This window comes from Streptomyces sp. NBC_00704 (assembly GCF_036226605.1).
Lineage (GTDB): Bacteria > Actinomycetota > Actinomycetes > Streptomycetales > Streptomycetaceae > Streptomyces.
In genome coordinates this window covers 1249535-1270927 of record NZ_CP109000.1, presented here as the reverse complement: position 1 = coordinate 1270927, position 21393 = coordinate 1249535, and the positions used below count along the sequence as shown (strand labels likewise).

The following is a 21393-nucleotide window of genomic DNA, read 5'->3' as shown; positions in this document are numbered from 1 at the left end:
GTCCTGCGTGCCGTCGACCGGGACGGCGCCGGCGTCACTTCCAGGAAAACAGAGTGTCGCCTGCCCTCACTTCGCCGTCCTCGCAGAGGTCGCCGAGGGAATCGGCCGTGGCTTCCAGGGCGACGATCGGGCACACCGGGGACTTCCCGGCCGTTTCCACCGCACTCGGGTCCCACCGCACGATGCCCTGCCCACGCGTGACGGTGTCCCCCTTGTTCACGAGGAGCTCGAAGCCCTCACCGTTGAGTTGCACGGTGTCGATCCCGAGATGGGTGAGCACGCCGTGACCGTCCGCGTCGACGACCACGAAGGCGTGCGGGTGGAGGGAGACGATGACTCCGTCCACGGGCGCGACGGCCTCGGAGCGCTCGCGCACCGGGTCGATCGCCATGCCCGGGCCGACCATGGCCCCGGCGAAAACCGGATCCGGTACCGCGGCGAGTCCGATGGCGCGTCCTGCAAGCGGGGACGTCACGGTGGTCATGGAGAACCTCCCGGGGTGGAGATGTATGTATATGAGCCGTTACTGACTGCCAGGGCGGCGCACTGTGCAGCAGGGTATGTCACATGATGTACCGGTTCTGCACAAGAACAACCGATCGTGGTCTAGACCACTACCCTAGTCGATTTGCGGCGGCTCTGCGGCCCCGTGTACAGTCGTACTCCTGCTCAGGGTGAGCGAAGCGATCAAGCACGCTCGCCGGGCAGCAACCAAACTCGTCAGATCCCTTCTCTGGATCATCTTCCGCATGTCTGCGGGACGGTGGTCAGGGGGCCGGAAAAACCCTGATAGAGTTTGAGAAGCAAGACCGAAGGGAAGCGCCCGGAGGAAAGCCCGAGAAGTTCGGGTGAGTACAAAGGAAGCGTCCGTTCCTTGAGAACTCAACAGCGTGCCAAAAATCAACGCCAGATATGTTGATACCCCGTCCCCGGCCGTGAAAGCCGAGGATGAGGTTCCTTTGAAAAAAACACAGCGAGGACGCTGTGAACGGTCGGGCCTATTCCGCCTGACCGTTCCGCTCTCGTGATGTGTGGTCCCGATTACGGGAAAACATTCACGGAGAGTTTGATCCTGGCTCAGGACGAACGCTGGCGGCGTGCTTAACACATGCAAGTCGAACGATGAACCACTTCGGTGGGAATTAGTGGCGAACGGGTGAGTAACACGTGGGCAATCTGCCCTTCACTCTGGGACAAGCCCTGGAAACGGGGTCTAATACCGGATACCACTTCCACTCGCATGGGTGGGGGTTGAAAGCTCCGGCGGTGAAGGATGAGCCCGCGGCCTATCAGCTTGTTGGTGAGGTAATGGCTCACCAAGGCGACGACGGGTAGCCGGCCTGAGAGGGCGACCGGCCACACTGGGACTGAGACACGGCCCAGACTCCTACGGGAGGCAGCAGTGGGGAATATTGCACAATGGGCGAAAGCCTGATGCAGCGACGCCGCGTGAGGGATGACGGCCTTCGGGTTGTAAACCTCTTTCAGCAGGGAAGAAGCGAAAGTGACGGTACCTGCAGAAGAAGCGCCGGCTAACTACGTGCCAGCAGCCGCGGTAATACGTAGGGCGCAAGCGTTGTCCGGAATTATTGGGCGTAAAGAGCTCGTAGGCGGTCTGTCGCGTCGGATGTGAAAGCCCGGGGCTTAACCCCGGGTCTGCATTCGATACGGGCAGACTAGAGTGTGGTAGGGGAGATCGGAATTCCTGGTGTAGCGGTGAAATGCGCAGATATCAGGAGGAACACCGGTGGCGAAGGCGGATCTCTGGGCCATTACTGACGCTGAGGAGCGAAAGCGTGGGGAGCGAACAGGATTAGATACCCTGGTAGTCCACGCCGTAAACGGTGGGAACTAGGTGTTGGCGACATTCCACGTCGTCGGTGCCGCAGCTAACGCATTAAGTTCCCCGCCTGGGGAGTACGGCCGCAAGGCTAAAACTCAAAGGAATTGACGGGGGCCCGCACAAGCAGCGGAGCATGTGGCTTAATTCGACGCAACGCGAAGAACCTTACCAAGGCTTGACATACACCGGAAACGGCCAGAGATGGTCGCCCCCTTGTGGTCGGTGTACAGGTGGTGCATGGCTGTCGTCAGCTCGTGTCGTGAGATGTTGGGTTAAGTCCCGCAACGAGCGCAACCCTTGTTCTGTGTTGCCAGCATGCCCTTCGGGGTGATGGGGACTCACAGGAGACTGCCGGGGTCAACTCGGAGGAAGGTGGGGACGACGTCAAGTCATCATGCCCCTTATGTCTTGGGCTGCACACGTGCTACAATGGCCGGTACAAAGAGCTGCGAAACCGTGAGGTGGAGCGAATCTCAAAAAGCCGGTCTCAGTTCGGATTGGGGTCTGCAACTCGACCCCATGAAGTCGGAGTTGCTAGTAATCGCAGATCAGCATTGCTGCGGTGAATACGTTCCCGGGCCTTGTACACACCGCCCGTCACGTCACGAAAGTCGGTAACACCCGAAGCCGGTGGCCCAACCCCTTGTGGGAGGGAGCTGTCGAAGGTGGGACTGGCGATTGGGACGAAGTCGTAACAAGGTAGCCGTACCGGAAGGTGCGGCTGGATCACCTCCTTTCTAAGGAGCACTTCTCACCGATCCCTCCGGGGTGAGGTCAGAGGCCAGTTCATCGGCGAACGTCCGATGCTGGTTGCTCAAGGGTGGAACGTTGATTATTCGGCACTCTCAGTCATCTCGGGCTGCAAGTACTGCTCTTCGGAGCGTGGAAAGCTGATCACGAGTGGCGGGGGTGCCGGGCACGTTGTTGGGTGTCTGAGGGCACGGCCGCAAGGTCGTCCTTCTGATGCCGGCCCCAGTGAACTCCAGCTCAGGTTGGGGGTGATGGGTGGCTGGTCGTTGTTTGAGAACTGCACAGTGGACGCGAGCATCTGTGGCCAAGTTTTTAAGGGCGCACGGTGGATGCCTTGGCACCAGGAACCGATGAAGGACGTGGGAGGCCACGATAGTCCCCGGGGAGTCGTCAACCAGGCTTTGATCCGGGGGTTTCCGAATGGGGAAACCCGGCAGTCGTCATGGGCTGTCACCCGCTGCTGAACACATAGGCAGTGTGGAGGGAACGCGGGGAAGTGAAACATCTCAGTACCCGCAGGAAGAGAAAACAACCGTGATTCCGGGAGTAGTGGCGAGCGAAACCGGATGAGGCCAAACCGTATGCGTGTGAGACCCGGCAGGGGTTGCGCATACGGGGTTGTGGGATCTCTCTTTTACGGTCTGCCGGCCGTGAGACGAGTCAGAAACCGTTGATGTAGGCGAAGGACATGCGAAAGGTCCGGCGTAGAGGGTAAGACCCCCGTAGTCGAAACATCAGCGGCTCGTTTGAGAGACACCCAAGTAGCACGGGGCCCGAGAAATCCCGTGTGAATCTGGCGGGACCACCCGCTAAGCCTAAATATTCCCTGGTGACCGATAGCGGATAGTACCGTGAGGGAATGGTGAAAAGTACCGCGGGAGCGGAGTGAAATAGTACCTGAAACCGTGTGCCTACAAGCCGTGGGAGCGTCGGAATGGAGCTTGCTCCATTCTCGTGACTGCGTGCCTTTTGAAGAATGAGCCTGCGAGTTTGCGGTGTGTTGCGAGGTTAACCCGAGTGGGGAAGCCGTAGCGAAAGCGAGTCCGAACAGGGCGTTTTTAGTAGCACGCTCAAGACCCGAAGCGGAGTGATCTAGCCATGGGCAGGTTGAAGCGGAGGTAAGACTTCGTGGAGGACCGAACCCACCAGGGTTGAAAACCTGGGGGATGACCTGTGGTTAGGGGTGAAAGGCCAATCAAACTCCGTGATAGCTGGTTCTCCCCGAAATGCATTTAGGTGCAGCGTCGTGTGTTTCTTGCCGGAGGTAGAGCACTGGATAGGCGATGGGCCCTACCGGGTTACTGACCTTAGCCAAACTCCGAATGCCGGTAAGTGAGAGCGCGGCAGTGAGACTGTGGGGGATAAGCTCCATGGTCGAGAGGGAAACAGCCCAGAGCATCGACTAAGGCCCCTAAGCGTACGCTAAGTGGGAAAGGATGTGGAGTCGCACAGACAACCAGGAGGTTGGCTTAGAAGCAGCCACCCTTGAAAGAGTGCGTAATAGCTCACTGGTCTAGTGATTCCGCGCCGACAATGTAGCGGGGCTCAAGCGTACCGCCGAAGTCGTGTCATTCACACAATAGGGCCAACGCCTGTGTGGATGGGTAGGGGAGCGTCGTGTGCCGGGTGAAGCAGCACCGGAAGGTAGTTGTGGACGGTTCACGAGTGAGAATGCAGGCATGAGTAGCGATTCACACGTGAGAAACGTGTGCGCCGATTGACTAAGGGTTCCTGGGTCAAGCTGATCTGCCCAGGGTAAGTCGGGACCTAAGGCGAGGCCGACAGGCGTAGTCGATGGATAACCGGTTGATATTCCGGTACCCGCTGTGAAGCGTCAAACATCGAACCAGGCGATGCTAAGTCCGTGAAGCCGTTCCGGACCCTTCGGGGAATGGAAAGTGGTGGAGCCGGCGAACCAGACTTGTAGTAGGTGAGTGATGGGGTGACGCAGGAAGGTAGTCCATCCCGGGCGGTGGTTGTCCCGGGGTAAGGGTGTAGGACGGTGTGTAGGCAAATCCGCACACCATATAGTCTGAGACCTGATGCCGAGCCGATTGTGGCGAAGTGGATGATCCTATGCTGTCGAGAAAAGCCTCTAGCGAGTTTCATGGCGGCCCGTACCCTAAACCGACTCAGGTGGTCAGGTAGAGAATACCGAGGCGTTCGGGTGAACTATGGTTAAGGAACTCGGCAAAATGCCCCCGTAACTTCGGGAGAAGGGGGGCCACGTTTGGTGAGAGGACTTGCTCCTCGAGCTGGGTGTGGCCGCAGAGACCAGCGAGAAGCGACTGTTTACTAAAAACACAGGTCCGTGCGAAGCCGTAAGGCGATGTATACGGACTGACGCCTGCCCGGTGCTGGAACGTTAAGGGGACCGGTTAGTCACATTTCGGTGTGGCGAAGCTGAGAACTTAAGCGCCAGTAAACGGCGGTGGTAACTATAACCATCCTAAGGTAGCGAAATTCCTTGTCGGGTAAGTTCCGACCTGCACGAATGGCGTAACGACTTCTCGACTGTCTCAACCATAGGCCCGGTGAAATTGCACTACGAGTAAAGATGCTCGTTTCGCGCAGCAGGACGGAAAGACCCCGGGACCTTTACTACAGTTTGATATTGGTGTTCGGTTCGGCTTGTGTAGGATAGGTGGGAGACTTTGAAGCGGCCACGCCAGTGGTTGTGGAGTCGTCGTTGAAATACCACTCTGGTCGTGCTGGATGTCTAACCTGGGTCCGTGATCCGGATCAGGGACAGTGTCTGATGGGTAGTTTAACTGGGGCGGTTGCCTCCTAAAGAGTAACGGAGGCGCCCAAAGGTTCCCTCAGCCTGGTTGGCAATCAGGTGTTGAGTGTAAGTGCACAAGGGAGCTTGACTGTGAGACCGACGGGTCGAGCAGGGACGAAAGTCGGGACTAGTGATCCGGCGGTGGCTTGTGGAAGCGCCGTCGCTCAACGGATAAAAGGTACCCCGGGGATAACAGGCTGATCTTCCCCAAGAGTCCATATCGACGGGATGGTTTGGCACCTCGATGTCGGCTCGTCGCATCCTGGGGCTGGAGTCGGTCCCAAGGGTTGGGCTGTTCGCCCATTAAAGCGGTACGCGAGCTGGGTTTAGAACGTCGTGAGACAGTTCGGTCCCTATCCGCTGCGCGCGCAGGAATATTGAGAAGGGCTGTCCCTAGTACGAGAGGACCGGGACGGACGAACCTCTGGTGTGCCAGTTGTTCTGCCAAGGGCATGGCTGGTTGGCTACGTTCGGGAGGGATAACCGCTGAAAGCATCTAAGCGGGAAGCCTGCTTCGAGATGAGTATTCCCACCCACTTGATGGGGTAAGGCTCCCAGTAGACGACTGGGTTGATAGGCCGGATGTGGAAGCCCAGTAATGGGTGAAGCTGACTGGTACTAATAGGCCGAGGGCTTGTCCTCAGTTGCTCGCGTCCACTGTGTTGGTTCTGAAACCACGAACAGCCCCATGCCCATGGTCACGGGTGTGGTGCGGCTGACAGTTTCATAGTGTTTCGGTGGTCATAGCGTGAGGGAAACGCCCGGTTACATTCCGAACCCGGAAGCTAAGCCTTACAGCGCCGATGGTACTGCAGGGGGGACCCTGTGGGAGAGTAGGACACCGCCGAACTCCTTTTAGAGCTCTGGCTCTTGGGCATACAGCCCGAGGGCCAGAGCTTTTTTGCGTTGGGGTAGGGTCAGGGGGCATCGTTGGCTCATTCTCTACTGGAGGCCCCCGGGTGGAGGTCCAGGAGACCCGCGTTCAGACAGACCGGGTACTCACCATCCCGAACATCCTCAGCATGGCGCGTCTCGTCGGCGTGCCCCTGTTTCTGTGGCTGATCCTCCGGCCCGAGTTCGGAGGCCCGCAGAGCGACGGCTGGGCCCTCCTCGTGCTCGCTTTCAGCGGGGTCAGCGACTATCTGGACGGCAAGCTCGCGCGGCGCTGGAACCAGATCAGCAGCCTCGGCCGGCTCCTCGACCCGGCAGCCGACCGGCTCTACATTCTCTCGACCCTGGTCGGCCTCACATGGCGCGAGATTCTCCCGCTGTGGTTGACGGCGGTACTTCTCGCGCGCGAGCTGGTACTGCTGGTGATGGTGGGAATCCTCAGGCGGCACGGCTATCCGCCGCCCCAGGTGAACTTCCTGGGGAAGGCCGCCACCTTCAACCTGATGTACGCCTTCCCGCTGCTCCTGCTCAGTGACGGAAGTGGGTGGTTGGCGTCACTCGCTGCTATTTTCGGATGGGCGTTCGCCGGGTGGGGTACAACCCTGTACTGGTGGGCAGGAGTCCTGTACGTGGTACAGGTCCGCCGCCTCGTTCGTGCGGACGCTGTGGCCGACTGACCTCGCCGATTCGCAGCAACAGTGGCTCGATGGCCTGCGGCGTGAAACTGCGGGACAATCTGGACGGGTGAAGTCGGCTAGACCGTCGTCTCTTTAGGAGGACGCTTCCGACATGAAGGCCGTCGTGATGGCCGGAGGCGAAGGCACGCGCCTTCGCCCTATGACCTCGAGCATGCCCAAACCGCTCCTGCCGGTGGCCAACCGGCCGATCATGGAGCACGTTCTGAGGCTGCTCAAAAGGCATGGGCTCAATGAGACCGTCGTAACCGTTCAGTTCCTGGCTTCGCTGGTCAAGAACTACTTCGGTGACGGCGAAGAGCTCGGAATGGAGCTCAGCTATGCCAACGAGGAGAAGCCACTCGGTACCGCCGGAAGCGTCAAGAACGCAGAGGAGGCGCTGAAGGACGACGCCTTCCTCGTCATCTCCGGTGATGCCCTGACCGACTTCGACCTCACCGAACTCATCAACTTCCACAAGGAAAAGGGGGCACTGGTCACCGTCTGTCTGACGCGGGTGCCGAATCCGCTGGAATTCGGTATCACCATCGTCGACGAAGAGGGCAAGGTCGAGCGCTTCCTGGAGAAGCCGACCTGGGGCCAGGTCTTCTCGGACACCGTCAACACCGGTATCTACGTCATGGAGCCCGAGGTCTTCGACTACGTCGAGGCCGACGTGCCGGTCGACTGGTCCGGTGACGTCTTCCCGCAGCTCATGAAGGAGGGCAAGCCGGTCTACGGCTTCGTCGCCGAGGGCTACTGGGAGGACGTGGGCACGCACGAGAGCTACGTGAAGGCCCAGGCCGACGTCCTGGAGGGCAAGGTCGACGTCGAGATCGACGGCTTCGAGATCTCGCCGGGCGTGTGGGTCGCCGAAGGGGCCGAAGTGCACCCGGACGCCGAACTGCGCGGGCCGCTGTACATCGGCGACTACGCGAAGGTCGAGGCCGGAGCGGAGATCCGCGAACACTCGGTCATCGGGTCGAATGTCGTCGTGAAAAGCGGCGCCTTCCTGCACAAGGCCGTCGTGCACGACAACGTGTACGTCGGGCAGCACAGCAATCTGCGCGGCTGCGTCGTCGGCAAGAACACCGACATCATGCGGGCCGCCCGGATCGAGGACGGCGCCGTCATCGGCGACGAGTGCCTGATCGGTGAAGAATCGATCGTGCAGGGCAATGTGCGGGTCTACCCGTTCAAGACCATCGAAGCCGGCGCGTTCGTCAACACCTCGGTGATCTGGGAGTCCCGCGGGCAGGCCCACCTCTTCGGCGCGCGCGGTGTGTCCGGCATCCTGAACGTCGAGATCACACCGGAACTGGCCGTGCGGCTGGCGGGTGCGTACGCGACGACCCTGAAGAAGGGGTCCACCGTCACCACGGCCCGCGACCACTCCCGTGGCGCCCGGGCGCTCAAGCGGGCGGTGATCTCCGCGCTCCAGGCCAGCGCCATCGACGTACGGGACCTGGAGAACGTTCCGCTGCCCGTGGCGCGGCAGCAGACCGCGCGCGGAAGCGCCGGCGGGATCATGATCCGGACCTCGCCCGGCGTGCCGGACTCCGTCGACATCATGTTCTTCGACAGCCAGGGCGCCGACCTCTCGCAGGGCAGCCAGCGCAAGCTGGACCGCGTGTTCGCACGGCAGGAGTACCGGCGCGCGTTCCCGGGTGAGATCGGGGACCTGCACTTCCCCGCCAGTGTCTTCGACTCGTACACCGGATCGCTGCTGCGGAACGTGGACACGACCGGGATCGCGGAGTCCGGGCTGAAGGTCGTCGTGGACGCCTCCAACGGCAGCGCCGGTCTGGTGCTGCCCAGCCTGCTCGGCAAGCTCGGGGTGGACTCGCTCACGATCAATCCGGGTCTGAACGAGGCGCGGCCCACGGAGACCGGCGACCAGCGCCGCTCCGGGCTGGTGCGGCTCGGGGAGATCGTGGCCTCCTCGCGGGCCGCGTTCGGCGTGCGGTTCGACCCGGTCGGCGAGCGGCTCTCCCTCGTCGACGAGAAGGGGCGGATCATCGAGGACGACCGCGCCCTGCTGGTCCTGCTCGACCTGGTGGCCGCCGAACGGCGCAGCGGGCGGGTCGCCCTTCCGGTGACGACGACGCGCATCGCCGAGCAGGTCGCCGCCTATCACGGGACCCAGGTCGAATGGACGACGACGTCGCCCGACGATCTCACCCGGGTCGGACAGGACGAGACCACCATCTTCGGCGGTGACGGCAAGGGCGGCTTCATCGTCCCGGAGTTCAGCAGCGTCTTCGACGGCACGGCGGCCTTCGTGCGGCTGATCGGGCTCGTGGCCCGTACGCAGCTCACCCTCAGCCAGATCGACGCGCGGATCCCGCGCGCGCACGTCCTGAAGCGGGATCTGGCGACCCCGTGGGCCGTCAAGGGGCTTGTGATGCGCAGGGTCGTCGAGGCGGCCGGAGATCGCTTCGTGGACACCACGGACGGGGTCCGGGTGGTGGAGACCGACGGCCGCTGGGTGATGGTGCTGCCCGACCCGGCCGAGGCCGTCACCCACCTGTGGGCCGAGGGGCCGGACGACGCGTCCGCGCAGGCCCTGCTCGACGAGTGGGCCGCGGTCGTGGACAGCGCCGGCCGCTGAACCGCCTGCACACGCGTGTGCCGGACAGGTGTCCCCAAGGGAGCCTGTCCGGCACGCGTGTGGGGCCGTTCGGAGGTACGGGACGCGACGTGCGACGATGTGCGGCATGCCGCAGCCGCCCCCCGTTCGGAGCACACCCGCGCGCGTGTCGCGCCCGGACGCCTCCATGTCGCTGCTCACCAACGTGATGGACCACAGCCTCGACGACGGCTACGCCGAGGCGGCCGCGCGTAAGGCGACCGAGGGTGCCGGGGGCCTGCCGAGGACGGCGCGGGCGAAGCTCGTTCTGGCCGCGGGGCTGGTGCTCGCGGCCCTGGTGGTCACTGTGGGCGCGGTGCAGGCGCGGGTCGCGGCTCCGGTCGTCGCCAAGGAGCGCGAGGAGCTGATCGACCGCATCGACCGCGAGACCGAGGCGGCCGACAACCTGGAGAGCACGGTCGACAAGCTCCGCGACGACGTGAGCGACCGGCAGCGGAAGGCGCTCGAGCACAGCGGCGGCGGCGAGCGGGCGGACCTGGTGGGGATCCTGGCCGGTGCCGTCGAAGTGCACGGTCCCGGAGTGAAGCTGGTGGTGGACGACGCCAAGGAGGCCAGCTCGGGCGGTGGCGGCGGCCCGCGCGAGACCGCGGGCTTCTCCGACACCGGCCGCGTTCGTGACCGTGACATGCAGCGGGTGGTCAACGGCCTGTGGGCCTCGGGCGCCGAAGCCGTGTCGATCAACGGACAGCGGCTGACGGCGCTGTCGGCGATCAGGGCCGCGGGTGAGGCGATACTGGTCGACAACAAGCCGCTCGTGCCGCCGTACACGGTGCTGGCGGTGGGGGACGGGAAGAACCTGAGCACGCGGTTCCAGGACAGCGCGGACGGGCTGTACCTGAACGCTCTGCAGGAGAATTACGGGATCCGGACGGCCATCTCGGTGGTGGACGACGTCCGGCTGCCCGCCGCACCGAGTGTGATCGTACGTACTGCACAGCCGAGAACTGAGAAGGACGCATCGTGATCGCCGTACTGGGCCTCGTCGTGGGAGTCGTGGCCGGACTGTTGGTCCAGCCCGAGGTTCCGGCAGCCGTCGTGCCGTATCTGCCGATCGCCGTGGTGGCGGCGCTGGACGCCGTGTTCGGCGGACTGCGGGCCATGCTCGACGGCATCTTCGACGACAAGGTGTTCGTGGTGTCGTTCCTGTCGAACGTGGTGGTGGCCGCGCTGATCGTCTTCCTGGGCGACGAGTTGGGCGTGGGATCGCAGCTGTCGACGGGTGTGGTCGTCGTCCTCGGGATCCGGATCTTCTCCAATGCCGCGGCGATCCGCCGGCACGTGTTCAGGGCGTGACGGGCATGGGGAACCAGGACGAGAACGACGACACGCCCGAATACCGGCTGCGCAAGGAACTGCCGGACGAGGTTCCCGTGGCCGCGCCCGCGGACGGCACGGCCGCCGAGCCGGCAGAGCCCGCGCTGACCGGCCGGCAGCGGCTGGTGCAGGGGCTGTGGCCGCCGAGAGTCACCCGGGCCCAACTCATCGTCGCCCTGCTGCTTTTCGGTCTCGGCTTCGGGCTGGCCGTCCAGGTCGCGTCCAACAGCGACAGCGGCAACGCCCTGCGCGGCGCGCGTCAGGAAGATCTTGTTCGCATCCTCGATGAACTCGGGGACCGAACTCAGCGTCTTGAGGACGAGAAGCAGGGCCTCGAGAAGCAGCAGCAGGAGTTGGAGAACAGCTCCGACCAGGCGGAAGAGGCCCGCAAGCAGACCGTCGAGAAGCAGAGGCAACTCGGCATTCTGGCGGGGACGGTCGCCGCGCAGGGGCCGGGCATCACGATGACCATCGAGGACACGAAGGGGACGGTCGAGGCCGACATGCTGCTCGACGCGATCCAGGAGCTGCGTGCGGCCGGGGCCGAGGCGATCCAGGTGAACGGCGTGCGCGTGGTCGCCGGGACCTATCTGACGGAATCCGGCAAGGGCGTGAGCGTCGACGGGAACAAGATCGACGCGCCCTTTCGTTTCAAGGTCATCGGCAACCCGCAGGATCTCGAGCCGGCGCTGAACATCCCGGGAGGTGTGGTGCAGACTCTGGAGAAGGAGCAGGCCACCGCGACCGTCGAGCGTTCCGACAAGATCGTCGTGGACGCCTTGCGAGCAGCGAAGCGGCCTGACTACGCTCGGTCGTCGGACCGGTGACCCGGGTGTGCTTGGGGGACGTCGGGCAGGGGCATGAGGTTGCGGGGGGTCGACGCACCGATCGGGTGGTGCGTGGTGGAAACTGTCTGGTGGGCACGGACGTTGTGAAGGTGTCCGGGTCGACCGGTGTAATCAGTCAGGGTTCGTCCTGCCCCACGGGCGGGTCTGTTTCGGTCAAGGGGAATCGCCCGTGAAGTTGTTTGCGAAGTTGTTCGGCAAGAGCGCGCGAGAGGGCGGCGAGAACGCGACCGCCCGTCATCGTGCACAGCCCGACGCGGAAGGCCAGCGGCCGCTGTTCAGGGACCAGGTGGGTGGTCAGGGCAGCGACATTTCCGGTGGTCAGGGCGCGGCGTCTGTTGACCCTGCACAGGCCGGCGGCATAGGTTTCGGCCAACCGTCAGCCTCGAGTGCGGGTGGAGGGTTTTCCCCTATGTCGGCCCTGGTGTGTACGAGGTGCGGTAACCGCAACGCGGAGAACAGCCGTTTCTGCTCCAACTGCGGCGCGCCGCTGCGCCCCGGGCTGACGCCCGAGCGGGCGTCGGAGACGACGTCCACGATCTCCATTTCCGGTCTTGAGGCCTACGACGCGGAGGTCACCGGCCAGACGCAGTTGCCGGCGCTGTCTCCCGAGGCGCAGGCCGCGGTCGACGCGCTGCCGCTGGGGTCGGCGCTGCTGGTGGTGCGGCGTGGCCCGAACTCGGGCAGTCGTTTCCTGCTCGACGGCGACCTCACGACGGCCGGCCGGCACCCGCAGAGCGACATCTTCCTGGACGACGTCACGGTCTCCCGTCGGCATGTGGAGTTCCGGCGCAACCCCGACGGCACGTTCAGGGTCGCGGACGTCGGCAGCCTGAACGGCACCTATGTCAACCGCGAGCGGATCGACGAGGTCGCTCTGTCGAACGGTGACGAAGTGCAGATCGGAAAGTACCGGCTGGTCTTCTACGCGAGCCAGCAGGGCTACTGACCCGCCCCCGGGCGCTGCCCGGGGGGATTCCCCAGGGAAGGTCCATGCTTCGAACACCGAGGGGCGGTGCCGGACACGGCACCGCCCCCGCGGACGGCGATCCGATGAGCATCGGCGCGGTGCTGAACGCGTTGCGTGACGAGTTTCCCGAAGTGACCGTCTCCAAGATCCGTTTCCTGGAGTCGGAAGGGCTCGTCGAGCCGCAGCGGACCCCTTCGGGGTACCGCAAGTTCAGCGCGCGGGACGTCGAACGCCTCGGCCATGTGCTGAGGATGCAGCGGGACCACTATCTGCCGCTCAAGGTCATCCGTGAGCATCTGGACGCCATGGAGCGCGGCGAGGCCGCGCCGCTGCCCACCGTGGGCCGGCAGCGCGACGGCGAGACCGCCGTGGAGCCGTCGGACGGCCCCACCGTCGCCCGCCTCGGCCGCGCCGAGCTGCTGGCGGCCGCGGGGATCGGTGAGCGCGAACTCGAGGAGTGGGAGTCGTACGGGCTCGTCGTGCCGCTGGAGGGCGGGGTCTACGACGCCGAGGCCGCCACGGTGGCCGCGCTCGTCGCCGAGCTGGGCCGCTTCGGGATCGAGCCGAGGCACCTGCGGGTGATGAAGGCCGCCGCCGACCGGGAGGCCGGGCTCGTGGACCAGGTGGTGGCTCCGCTGAAGCGTCACCGCAATCCGCAGACGAGGGTCCTGGCGGAGGCCCGCACCAAGGAGATCGCGGGGCTCACGGTGCGGCTGCACACGGCATTGGTGCAGACCGCGCTCGGGGTGCGGCTGCCCTGAGCGGGCGGTCTCGCCGGGTACGGATCGGTCACCCGTTCCCGGCCCGACTACCCAAACGTCCCGGGCACGGCCTAGGGTTGCTGTGTGAACGAGCTCGATGTCGTAGGTGTCCGAGTCGAGATGCCCTCCAACCAACCGATCGTGCTGCTGCGTGAAGTGGGAGGCGACCGCTACCTTCCCATCTGGATCGGACCGGGCGAGGCGACGGCGATCGCCTTCGCCCAGCAGGGCATGGCTCCCGCACGGCCGCTGACCCACGATCTGTTCAAGGACGTGCTGGAGGCCGTCGGCCAGGAGCTCACCGAGGTGCGCATCACGGATCTGCGTGAGGGCGTCTTCTACGCGGAGCTGGTCTTCGCGAGCGGGGTCGAGGTGAGCGCGCGGCCGTCGGACGCCATAGCGCTGGCGCTGCGCACCGGAACGCCGATCTACGGCAGTGACACGGTGCTCGACGACGCGGGGATCGCCATCCCGGACGAGCAGGAGGACGAGGTGGAGAAGTTCCGCGAGTTCCTCGACCAGATCTCGCCCGAGGACTTCGGCACCAGCAACCAGTAGGCGGCAGACGTGAGGCGAGGGCGTCCCGTACCGGGGCGCCCGTTCCGTTCCCGGCAAATGCCGGGGGCCACTGAGAGCGTCCTACGGCTGGTTCTCAGCGCATTCGGCTAGCCTTTCCCCGCGGTGGGGTACGGGAAACCACTCCTAGGGTGATTATCACTCGGCGTGCCGAGTGTGGCGATCGTTGACGCACCCCTGGTGACTGCCTACCGTCGAGAAGGCAGTTCAAGGACGGAGGTCGGCGTGAGAAGCAGCGGCGACGGTACGGCTGGGGGTGCCCCCGGACTCGGTGTCGGGGGAAGCGGTCCGTACCCTCCCCCGAGCTCTCGGTTGCGCCCGGGTGCGGGTTACCCGCACCAGGCGGGCGCGGCCGATCACGCCCCCCATCGACCGGCGGCCGTGCCGAGCGGCGAAGGGGCGGCGTCCATGGCGTCCGAACAGATCGGCTACCGCGGTCCGACGGCCTGCGCGGCAGCGGGCATCACCTACCGCCAACTGGACTACTGGGCCCGCACCGGGCTCGTCGAGCCGAGCGTGCGGCCCGCGCACGGATCCGGCACCCAGCGGCTGTACAGCTTCCGGGACGTCGTCGTCCTGAAGATCGTGAAGCGTTTCCTGGACACCGGGGTGTCGCTGCAGAACATCCGCAGCGCCGTCCAGCACCTGCGCGAGCGCGGGTTCAGCGACCTGGAGCGCATGACGCTGATGAGCGACGGCGCGACCGTGTACGAGTGCACCTCGCCGGACGAGGTCCACGCCCTGCTCCAGGGCGGGCAGGGCGTGTTCGGGATCGCCGTGGGCGTGGTGTGGCGAGACGTGGAGAGCGCGCTGTCGCAGTTGCACGGGGAGCGCGTGGACACGGGGGAGACGCTCGTCGGGCACAATCCGGCGGACGAGCTGGCGCGTCGGCGCAATCGGGCCGTCTGAGGCCCTTCCGGCGCGTCGGAGCGACCGGGCGGCTTGAAGCGGGTTCGGGTCCGGGGCGTCGGCGGCAGTGGTGGAACGCCGTTGTCAGTGGCGTGGTGCAGCATCGGACATGTGAGAAACGCGCCCACCATCCTGCATCTCGACATGGATGCCTTCTTCGCCCAGGCGGAGCAGGCGTCCAAGCCGAGTCTGCGCGGGAAAGCCGTGGTCGTGGGCGGTCTGGGGCCGCGCGGGGTGGTGGCGACGGCGTCCTACGAGGCGCGTGTCTTCGGAGTGCACTCCGCGATGCCCACGGCGCAGGCGCGCCGCCTGGCGCCCAACGCCGCCTATCTCGTGCCGCGCTTCGCGTTCTACCGTTCGATCAGCGAGCAGGTGATGGGGCTGCTGCGGGCGCTGTCGCCGCTGGTCGAGCCGCTGAGCCTGGACGAGGCGTTCGTGGACCTGGAGGCCGGTGAGGCCGCCTGGGACGGCGACTCCGCACGGCTGGCCGGCAGCCGGCTGCGCGGGGACATACGGGCGGTCACCGGTCTGACCGGTTCGGTGGGGCTGGCCTCCTGCAAGATGCTCGCCAAGATCGCCTCGGAGCAGGCCAAACCTGACGGCCTGGTGCTGATCGAGCCGGGCACCGAGCGGGCCATGCTCGGGCCCCTGTCCGTGCGCACGCTGCCGGGGGTCGGCCCGGCCACGGGGGACCATCTCCGGCGGGCCGGCATCACCACGGTCGACGAGATCGCCGAGGCCGGTGAGGACGAGCTGGTGAGGCTGCTGGGCAAGGCGCACGGGCACGCCCTGTACGCCATGGCGCTGGCGCGGGACGACCGGCCGGTGGTGGCCGAGCGTGAGACCAAGTCCGTGTCCGTGGAGGACACCTACGACGTGGACATCCACGACCGGACGCGGGTCGAGCTGGAGGTGCACAGGCTCGCGGACCGGTGCGTGCGCAGGCTGCGCGAGGCCGGTCTGTCCGGGCGGACCATCGTGCTGAAGGTGCGGCGCTACGACTTCTCCACGCTCACCCGGTCCGAGACGCTGCGTGGGCCGACCGACGATCCCGCGGTGGTCCGTGAGGCGGCGGCGCGGCTGCTGGACGCCGTGGACACGACCGGTGGCGTGCGGCTGCTGGGGGTCGGCGTCAGCGGCCTCGCGGACTTCACCCAGGAGGACCTGTTCGCCCAGGCCGCGGAGGAGCGTGCGGACGGGCCCGAGGAGGAACCGGCCGGTGAGCCCGTCGTCGAGGAGGCGGCGCCGGCCGAGCGGCAGTGGCGGCCCGGGCACGACGTCCGCCATGCCGAGCTGGGGCACGGGTGGGTGCAGGGCAGTGGGCTCGGCCGGGTGACGGTGCGTTTCGAGACGCCCGAGTCGGAGCCCGGGCGGGTGCGGACCTTCCGGACGGACGATCCGGGGCTGGAACCGGCGGATCCGCTGCCGCTGGTACGGCGAGGACCCGACGTGGGCGGCGGGCCGCAGGCCGCCGGAGTGACCGGTCCCGATCTCGGGCTCACGGGATGGGGATCCGGGAACTCTCGGCGAGACCGGTCAGTTACATAGAGTGAGGGCGAGTGGGTCGTCCGAAGGACGCCGGGTGGTGTGGCGGGACTCGTGAGGGACGGCGGTGCCGGGCGGCGGCGCCGACAGGGGAGGGGGAGCCGGATGAACGTCGACGGGGAGCGGTGCGCGGAGCGGGCTGCCGGGGTGTCGCCGCAGCGGGCGGCCGAGATGGGTTCGGTGACGGGCCGGGTGGCGCGGTGGGCCGCCGGTCGCGGCGACGCGGCCGGTCTGCTGCTCGTCGGGTCGTGTGCGCGGGGGGCGGCGCGCGCCGACTCCGACGTCGATCTGCTGCTGCTGTCGACGGCGCCCGACGGGTACGCGGCCGACGACGCCTGGCTGCGGGAGCTGTCCCTGGGCGAGGTGGTGCGGGTCCGTGCCTGGGGGCCGCTGACCGAATGGCGGCATCGCACCGGGTCCGGTCTGGAGGTGGAGCTGTGCGTCGGTCCCGCCGACTGGGCGAGAACCGATCCGGTCGACGCCGGCACACGAAGAGTCGTCACGGACGGAGCCCGGCCGCTGTACGACCCGGCCGGGATGCTGGAGGCGCTGATACGGGCCTGCGGCTGAGCGCTCAGCCGTCGTCCGTGCCGGCCAGCCGCCCGAAGTCGTGGTCGGGCAGCGGGGGAGGGCTGCCCAGGTCGAGACCGTAGTGGTGGTAGAGCTGGAGTTCCTGCTCCGGGGAGAGGTGGCGGCCCACGCCGAAGTCCGGGGCGTCCTTGATCAGGGCCCGGTCGAACGGGATGCGCAGGGCGCCCTCGACCAGTTCGCTGGGCTCCAGGGGGACGAAGGCGTCGCGGGTGAAAAGACCCGTGCGTATGGCCGCCCACTCCGGCACGCCGGTCGCGTCGTCCAGGTAGACCTCGTCGACGGTGCCGATCTTGGTGCCGTTGCGGTCGAACGCCTTGCGGCCGATCAGGTTGCGCGGATCGATGTCGGTCTGCACGGGCCCTCCACTGGGTCGCAACTCATCCGTTAGCACTACAAAAGTGCACAATGGGATCGGCGGCCACTCGAGAGGGTGATGTTGACCTCGCTGGTAGTCTGACAACGGCTGCTGACCCCGTGCGGGAGAGTCCTCCGAACGACATCGGAGGCGCCGAAGGAGCAAATCCTCCCCGGAATCTCTCAGGCTCACGTACCGCACGGACGAGGTCACTCTGGAAAGCAGGGCGGGTCCGACGGCGTCGACGGACCCCGCTCTCACCGACGGTGAAAGCCGGTCGTCCCTCGGGCGGCCGGTGAAGCTCTCAGGTTGAGATGACAGAGGGGGAGGCCGTCCGGGTACCCGCGCCGTGGTGACCCACGAAGGTCGTGTCAGACCAGGAGGCCTCCGTAATGACCGCCCATCGCATTCCACTCTCCGAACTCGAGCAGGGAATCCCGTTCGAGCAGCGCCATGTAGGACCCGATCACGAGGCGCAGGCCAAGATGCTCGCTCACGTGGGCTACGGCTCGCTCGACGAGCTCACGGCCGCCGCGGTCCCGGACGTGATCAAGAACGCCGATGCGCTGGACCTGCCCGGCGCGCGCACCGAGGCCGAGGTGCTGGCCGAGCTGCGCTCCCTGGCGGATCGCAACCAGGTCCTCGCCCCGATGATCGGGCTCGGCTACTACGGCACGTTCACGCCGCCGGTCGTCCTGCGCAACGTCATGGAGAACCCCGCCTGGTACACGGCGTACACGCCGTACCAGCCGGAGATCTCGCAGGGCCGGCTGGAGGCGCTGCTGAACTTCCAGACCATGGTCGCCGACCTGACCGGACTGCCGACGTCCGGTGCGTCGCTGTTGGACGAGGGCACGGCCGCCGCCGAGGCGATGGCGCTCTCGCGGCGGATGGGGAAGAACAAGAAGGGCCTCTTCCTCGTCGACGCGGACGCGCTGCCGCAGACCATCGCCGTGATCGAGACGCGTGCCGAGCCGGCCGGCGTCGAGGTCGTCGTCGCCGATCTGAGCGACGGGATCCCGGCGGAGATCGCCGAGCGCGAGATCAACGGCGTGCTGGTGCAGTACCCGGGAGCCTCCGGCGCCGTCCGTGATCTCGGGGCGCTGGTCGAGCAGGCGCACGGTCTGGGCGCGCTCGTCACGGTCGCCGCGGACCTCCTCGCGCTGACCCTGCTGAAGTCGCCGGGGGAGCTGGGGGCCGACATCGCCGTCGGCACCACCCAGCGGTTCGGGGTGCCGATGGGCTTCGGCGGACCGCACGCCGGCTACATGGCCGTCCACGAGAAGTTCGCGCGCAGCCTGCCCGGGCGGCTCGTGGGCGTGTCCGTCGACGTGGACGGCAACAAGGCCTACCGGCTCGCGTTGCAGACGCGTGAGCAGCACATCCGGCGGGAGAAGGCCACCAGCAACATCTGCACGGCGCAGGTGCTGCTCGCGGTGATGGCGGGGATGTACGCCGTCTACCACGGGCCCGACGGGCTGCGGGGCATCGCCCGGCGCACCCACCGGTACGCGGCCGTGCTCGCCGCCGGGCTCCGGGCCGGCGGGATCGACGTCCTGCACGGCTCTTACTTCGACACGCTGACCGTGCGGGCGCCGGGGAAGGCCGCGCAGGTCGTCGCCGGGGCGCGCGAGCACGGGGTGAACCTGCACCTCGTCGACGCCGACCACGTGTCGGTCGCCTGTGACGAGACGACCGGGCGGGCGCAGCTGGCCGCGGTGTGGGCCGCGTTCGGCGTGACGGGCGACGTCGAGGCGCTCGACGCGGTCACCGAGGACGCGCTGCCCGCCGGTCTGCTGCGCTCCGACGCGGTCCTGACGCACCCCGTCTTCCACCGGTACCGCTCCGAGACGGCGATGCTGCGCTACCTGCGCCGCCTCGCCGACCGGGACTACGCGCTCGACCGCGGCATGATTCCCCTGGGCTCGTGCACCATGAAGCTCAACGCGACCACCGAGATGGAGCCGGTCACCTGGCCCGAGTTCGGGCAGATGCACCCCTTCGCACCGGCCGAGCAGGCCGAGGGCTACCTGACGCTCATCCGTGAGCTGGAGGAGCGGCTCGCCGAGGTCACCGGGTACGACAAGGTGTCGTTGCAGCCGAACGCCGGGTCGCAGGGCGAGCTGGCCGGGCTGCTCGCCGTGCGCGGCTACCACCGGGGCAACGGCGACGAGCAGCGGACCGTGTGCCTGATCCCGTCCTCCGCGCACGGGACCAACGCGGCCAGCGCGGTGATGGCGGGCATGAAGGTCGTCGTCGTGAGGACCGCCGAGGACGGCGAGATCGACGTCGAGGACCTCCGTGTGAAGATCGAGAAGCACCGGGACGAGCTCGCGGTGCTGATGATCACCTACCCGTCGACGCACGGGGTGTTCGAGGAGCACGTCGCCGACATCTGCGCTCAGGTGCACGAGGCCGGCGGGCAGGTCTACGTCGACGGCGCGAACCTCAACGCGCTGGTCGGGCTGGCCAAGCCGGGGCACTTCGGCGGTGACGTCTCCCACCTGAACCTGCACAAGACGTTCTGCATCCCGCACGGCGGCGGCGGTCCGGGAGTCGGCCCGGTCGCCGTACGGTCGCACCTCGCGCCCTATCTGCCCAACCACCCGCTGCAGCCCGCCGCGGGCCCGGAGACCGGCGTGGGACCGATCTCCGCGGCTCCCTGGGGTTCCGCGGGGATCCTGCCGATCTCCTGGGCCTATGTGCGGCTCATGGGCGGCGAGGGCCTCAAGCGGGCCACCCAGGTGGCGGTGCTCAGCGCGAACTACGTCGCCAAGCGGCTGGAGCCGCACTACCCCGTGCTCTACAACGGGCCGGGCGGGCTGGTGGCGCACGAGTGCATCATCGACCTGCGGCCGCTGACCAAGGCGACCGGTGTGAGCGTCGACGACGTCGCCAAGCGGCTGATCGACTACGGCTTCCACGCGCCGACGATGTCGTTCCCGGTGGCGGGGACGCTGATGATCGAGCCGACCGAGTCCGAGGACCTCGTCGAGCTGGACCGGTTCTGCGACGCGATGATCGCGATCCGCGCGGAGATCGAGAAGGTCGGCTCGGGTGCATGGCCGGCCGAGGACAACCCGCTGCACCACGCCCCGCACACCGCCGCCGCCCTGGGCGGGGAGTGGAAGCACGCGTACTCGCGTGAGGAGGCCGTCTTCCCGGCCGGGGTGTCGGCCGCCGACAAGTACTGGCCGCCGGTGCGCCGGATCGACCAGGCCTTCGGCGACCGGAACCTGGTCTGCTCGTGCCCGCCGCTGGACGCGTACGAGGACTGATCGAGCGTGACGCCGACCGCAGGGCCCCCTCCACGACGGAGGGGGCCCTGCGGCCGTTCGCGGGCCCGGTGGCCCCGTCGGCGCGCGAGTGACCGCGCGGCGCGCGCCTTGTGAGCCACCCAGACCACGTCTGCCCGGTCGTTGCTGCCCGGCGCCCCCTGCCCGCCGTCGGCCGTCCCCTGTCCGTCGCCCGTCGGGTCCTGTCGGCCGTGCGTCGCCTGCCGGGGTCGGTCGGCCCGTGCGTCGCCCGTCGAGGTCGGTGCGCCTGTGCGCGGGCCGCTGGTCCCTGCCGGCCGCTGGCGTGGTCCTGTCGGCCGGGGTGGGAAGACCGTCCGGCGTCGCCCGCCGGGTCCTGTTGGCCGTGCGCCGCCCGTCGGGGCCGGTCGCCCGTGCGTCGCCTGCCGGGTCCTGTTGGCCGTGCGCCGCCCGTCGGGGCCGGTCGCCCGTGCGTCGCCTGCCGGGTCCTGTCGGCCGTGCGTCGCCTGCCGGGTCCTGTCGGGGTCGGTCGGCCCGTCCCTCGCCCGTCGAGGTCGGTGCGCCTGTGCGCGGGCCGCTGGTCCCTGCCGGCCGCTGGCGTGGTCCTGTCGCCGGGGTGGGAAGAGACCGTCCGGCGTCGCCCGCCGGGTCCTGTTGGCCGTGCGCCGCCCGTCGGGGCCGGT

Annotated in this window: 14 protein-coding genes, 3 rRNA genes and 1 riboswitch; of the genes, 15 read left to right on the top strand and 2 right to left on the bottom strand. The window is 66.9% G+C overall.

The window, feature by feature from the left end; genetic code table 11:
* Window positions 1-34: 34 nt before the first annotated feature.
* Window positions 35-484: a PTS sugar transporter subunit IIA gene (locus OG802_RS05605; protein WP_329407754.1), complete on the bottom strand. Its 450-nt coding sequence runs from the start codon at window positions 482-484 to the stop codon at window positions 35-37.
* A gap of 570 nt (window positions 485-1054) precedes the next feature.
* Between OG802_RS05605 and OG802_RS05600 the strand changes: the two genes are divergently transcribed.
* The 14 genes from OG802_RS05600 to OG802_RS05535 all read left to right on the top strand — a co-directional run bounded on the left by OG802_RS05600 (window position 1055) and on the right by OG802_RS05535 (window position 17080).
* Window positions 1055-2580: ribosomal RNA gene (locus OG802_RS05600) — 16S ribosomal RNA — on the top strand.
* 315 nt (window positions 2581-2895) lie between these two features.
* A 23S ribosomal RNA gene (locus OG802_RS05595) occupies window positions 2896-6017 on the top strand.
* A gap of 91 nt (window positions 6018-6108) precedes the next feature.
* A 5S ribosomal RNA gene (rrf, locus tag OG802_RS05590) occupies window positions 6109-6225 on the top strand.
* Together the 16S, 23S and 5S rRNA genes form the textbook arrangement of a ribosomal RNA operon.
* 109 nt (window positions 6226-6334) lie before the next feature.
* The gene (locus OG802_RS05585; protein ID WP_109000976.1) at window positions 6335-6943 is read left to right on the top strand and encodes a CDP-alcohol phosphatidyltransferase family protein; all 609 of its coding nucleotides are present in this window, start codon (window positions 6335-6337) and stop codon (window positions 6941-6943) included.
* A gap of 112 nt (window positions 6944-7055) precedes the next feature.
* On the top strand, window positions 7056-9551 hold the full coding sequence (locus OG802_RS05580; protein ID WP_329407751.1) for a mannose-1-phosphate guanyltransferase: 2496 nt from the start codon (window positions 7056-7058) through the stop codon (window positions 9549-9551).
* 166 nt (window positions 9552-9717) lie between these two features.
* Window positions 9718-10554, top strand: coding sequence for a DUF881 domain-containing protein (locus OG802_RS05575; RefSeq protein WP_329416948.1), 837 nt, complete (start codon window positions 9718-9720; stop codon window positions 10552-10554).
* Entirely contained in the window at window positions 10551-10883 is a 333-nt protein-coding gene (locus tag OG802_RS05570; RefSeq protein ID WP_020133151.1) for a small basic family protein, read from the top strand. The genes OG802_RS05575 and OG802_RS05570 overlap by 4 nt, the downstream gene beginning before the upstream one ends.
* Before the next feature lie 5 nt (window positions 10884-10888).
* Window positions 10889-11731 (top strand): DUF881 domain-containing protein, encoded by an 843-nt coding sequence (locus OG802_RS05565; protein ID WP_329407749.1) that lies wholly within the window; start codon window positions 10889-10891, stop codon window positions 11729-11731.
* A gap of 190 nt (window positions 11732-11921) precedes the next feature.
* On the top strand, window positions 11922-12698 hold the full coding sequence (locus OG802_RS05560; RefSeq protein WP_329407747.1) for an FHA domain-containing protein: 777 nt from the start codon (window positions 11922-11924) through the stop codon (window positions 12696-12698).
* Between the two features lie 44 nt (window positions 12699-12742).
* Window positions 12743-13480 (top strand): transcriptional regulator FtsR, encoded by a 738-nt coding sequence (gene ftsR, locus OG802_RS05555; protein WP_329407745.1) that lies wholly within the window; start codon window positions 12743-12745, stop codon window positions 13478-13480.
* Between the two features lie 84 nt (window positions 13481-13564).
* Window positions 13565-14038, top strand: coding sequence for a bifunctional nuclease family protein (locus tag OG802_RS05550; RefSeq protein WP_004934251.1), 474 nt, complete (start codon window positions 13565-13567; stop codon window positions 14036-14038).
* Between the two features lie 243 nt (window positions 14039-14281).
* Window positions 14282-14965, top strand: a complete 684-nt coding sequence (locus tag OG802_RS05545; RefSeq protein ID WP_329407743.1) for a MerR family transcriptional regulator — start codon at window positions 14282-14284, stop codon at window positions 14963-14965.
* A 111-nt stretch (window positions 14966-15076) separates the two neighbouring features.
* On the top strand, window positions 15077-16513 hold the full coding sequence (locus tag OG802_RS05540) for a DNA polymerase IV (RefSeq protein ID WP_329407741.1): 1437 nt from the start codon (window positions 15077-15079) through the stop codon (window positions 16511-16513).
* A gap of 102 nt (window positions 16514-16615) precedes the next feature.
* A complete protein-coding gene (locus OG802_RS05535) occupies window positions 16616-17080 on the top strand; it encodes a nucleotidyltransferase domain-containing protein (RefSeq protein WP_329407739.1) in 465 nt (154 codons plus the stop codon).
* Window positions 17081-17084: 4 nt separating this feature from the next.
* Here OG802_RS05535 and OG802_RS05530 read toward each other — a convergent pair whose 3' ends face one another.
* Window positions 17085-17456 (bottom strand): PRC-barrel domain-containing protein, encoded by a 372-nt coding sequence (locus OG802_RS05530; protein ID WP_329407737.1) that lies wholly within the window; start codon window positions 17454-17456, stop codon window positions 17085-17087.
* Window positions 17457-17568: 112 nt separating this feature from the next.
* A riboswitch (glycine riboswitch) is annotated at window positions 17569-17664 on the top strand.
* Window positions 17665-17848: 184 nt separating this feature from the next.
* Between OG802_RS05530 and gcvP the strand changes: the two genes are divergently transcribed.
* Entirely contained in the window at window positions 17849-20734 is a 2886-nt protein-coding gene (gene gcvP / locus OG802_RS05525; RefSeq protein ID WP_329407735.1) for an aminomethyl-transferring glycine dehydrogenase, read from the top strand.
* The last annotated feature ends 659 nt before the right edge of the window (window positions 20735-21393 follow it).

What these genes read in the sequence shown, in the direction of transcription:
- ftsR (WP_329407745.1), top strand. Translation starts at nt 12,743, where the DNA reads ATGCTTCGAACACCGAGGGGCGGTGCCGGACACGGCACCGCCCCCGCG.
- OG802_RS05535 (WP_329407739.1), top strand. Translation starts at nt 16,616, where the DNA reads ATGAACGTCGACGGGGAGCGGTGCGCGGAGCGGGCTGCCGGGGTGTCG.
- OG802_RS05605 (WP_329407754.1), bottom strand. Translation starts at nt 484, where the DNA reads ATGACCACCGTGACGTCCCCGCTTGCAGGACGCGCCATCGGACTCGCC.
- gcvP (WP_329407735.1), top strand. Translation starts at nt 17,849, where the DNA reads ATGACCGCCCATCGCATTCCACTCTCCGAACTCGAGCAGGGAATCCCG.
- OG802_RS05565 (WP_329407749.1), top strand. Translation starts at nt 10,889, where the DNA reads ATGGGGAACCAGGACGAGAACGACGACACGCCCGAATACCGGCTGCGC.
- OG802_RS05575 (WP_329416948.1), top strand. Translation starts at nt 9,718, where the DNA reads ATGTCGCTGCTCACCAACGTGATGGACCACAGCCTCGACGACGGCTAC.
- OG802_RS05580 (WP_329407751.1), top strand. Translation starts at nt 7,056, where the DNA reads ATGAAGGCCGTCGTGATGGCCGGAGGCGAAGGCACGCGCCTTCGCCCT.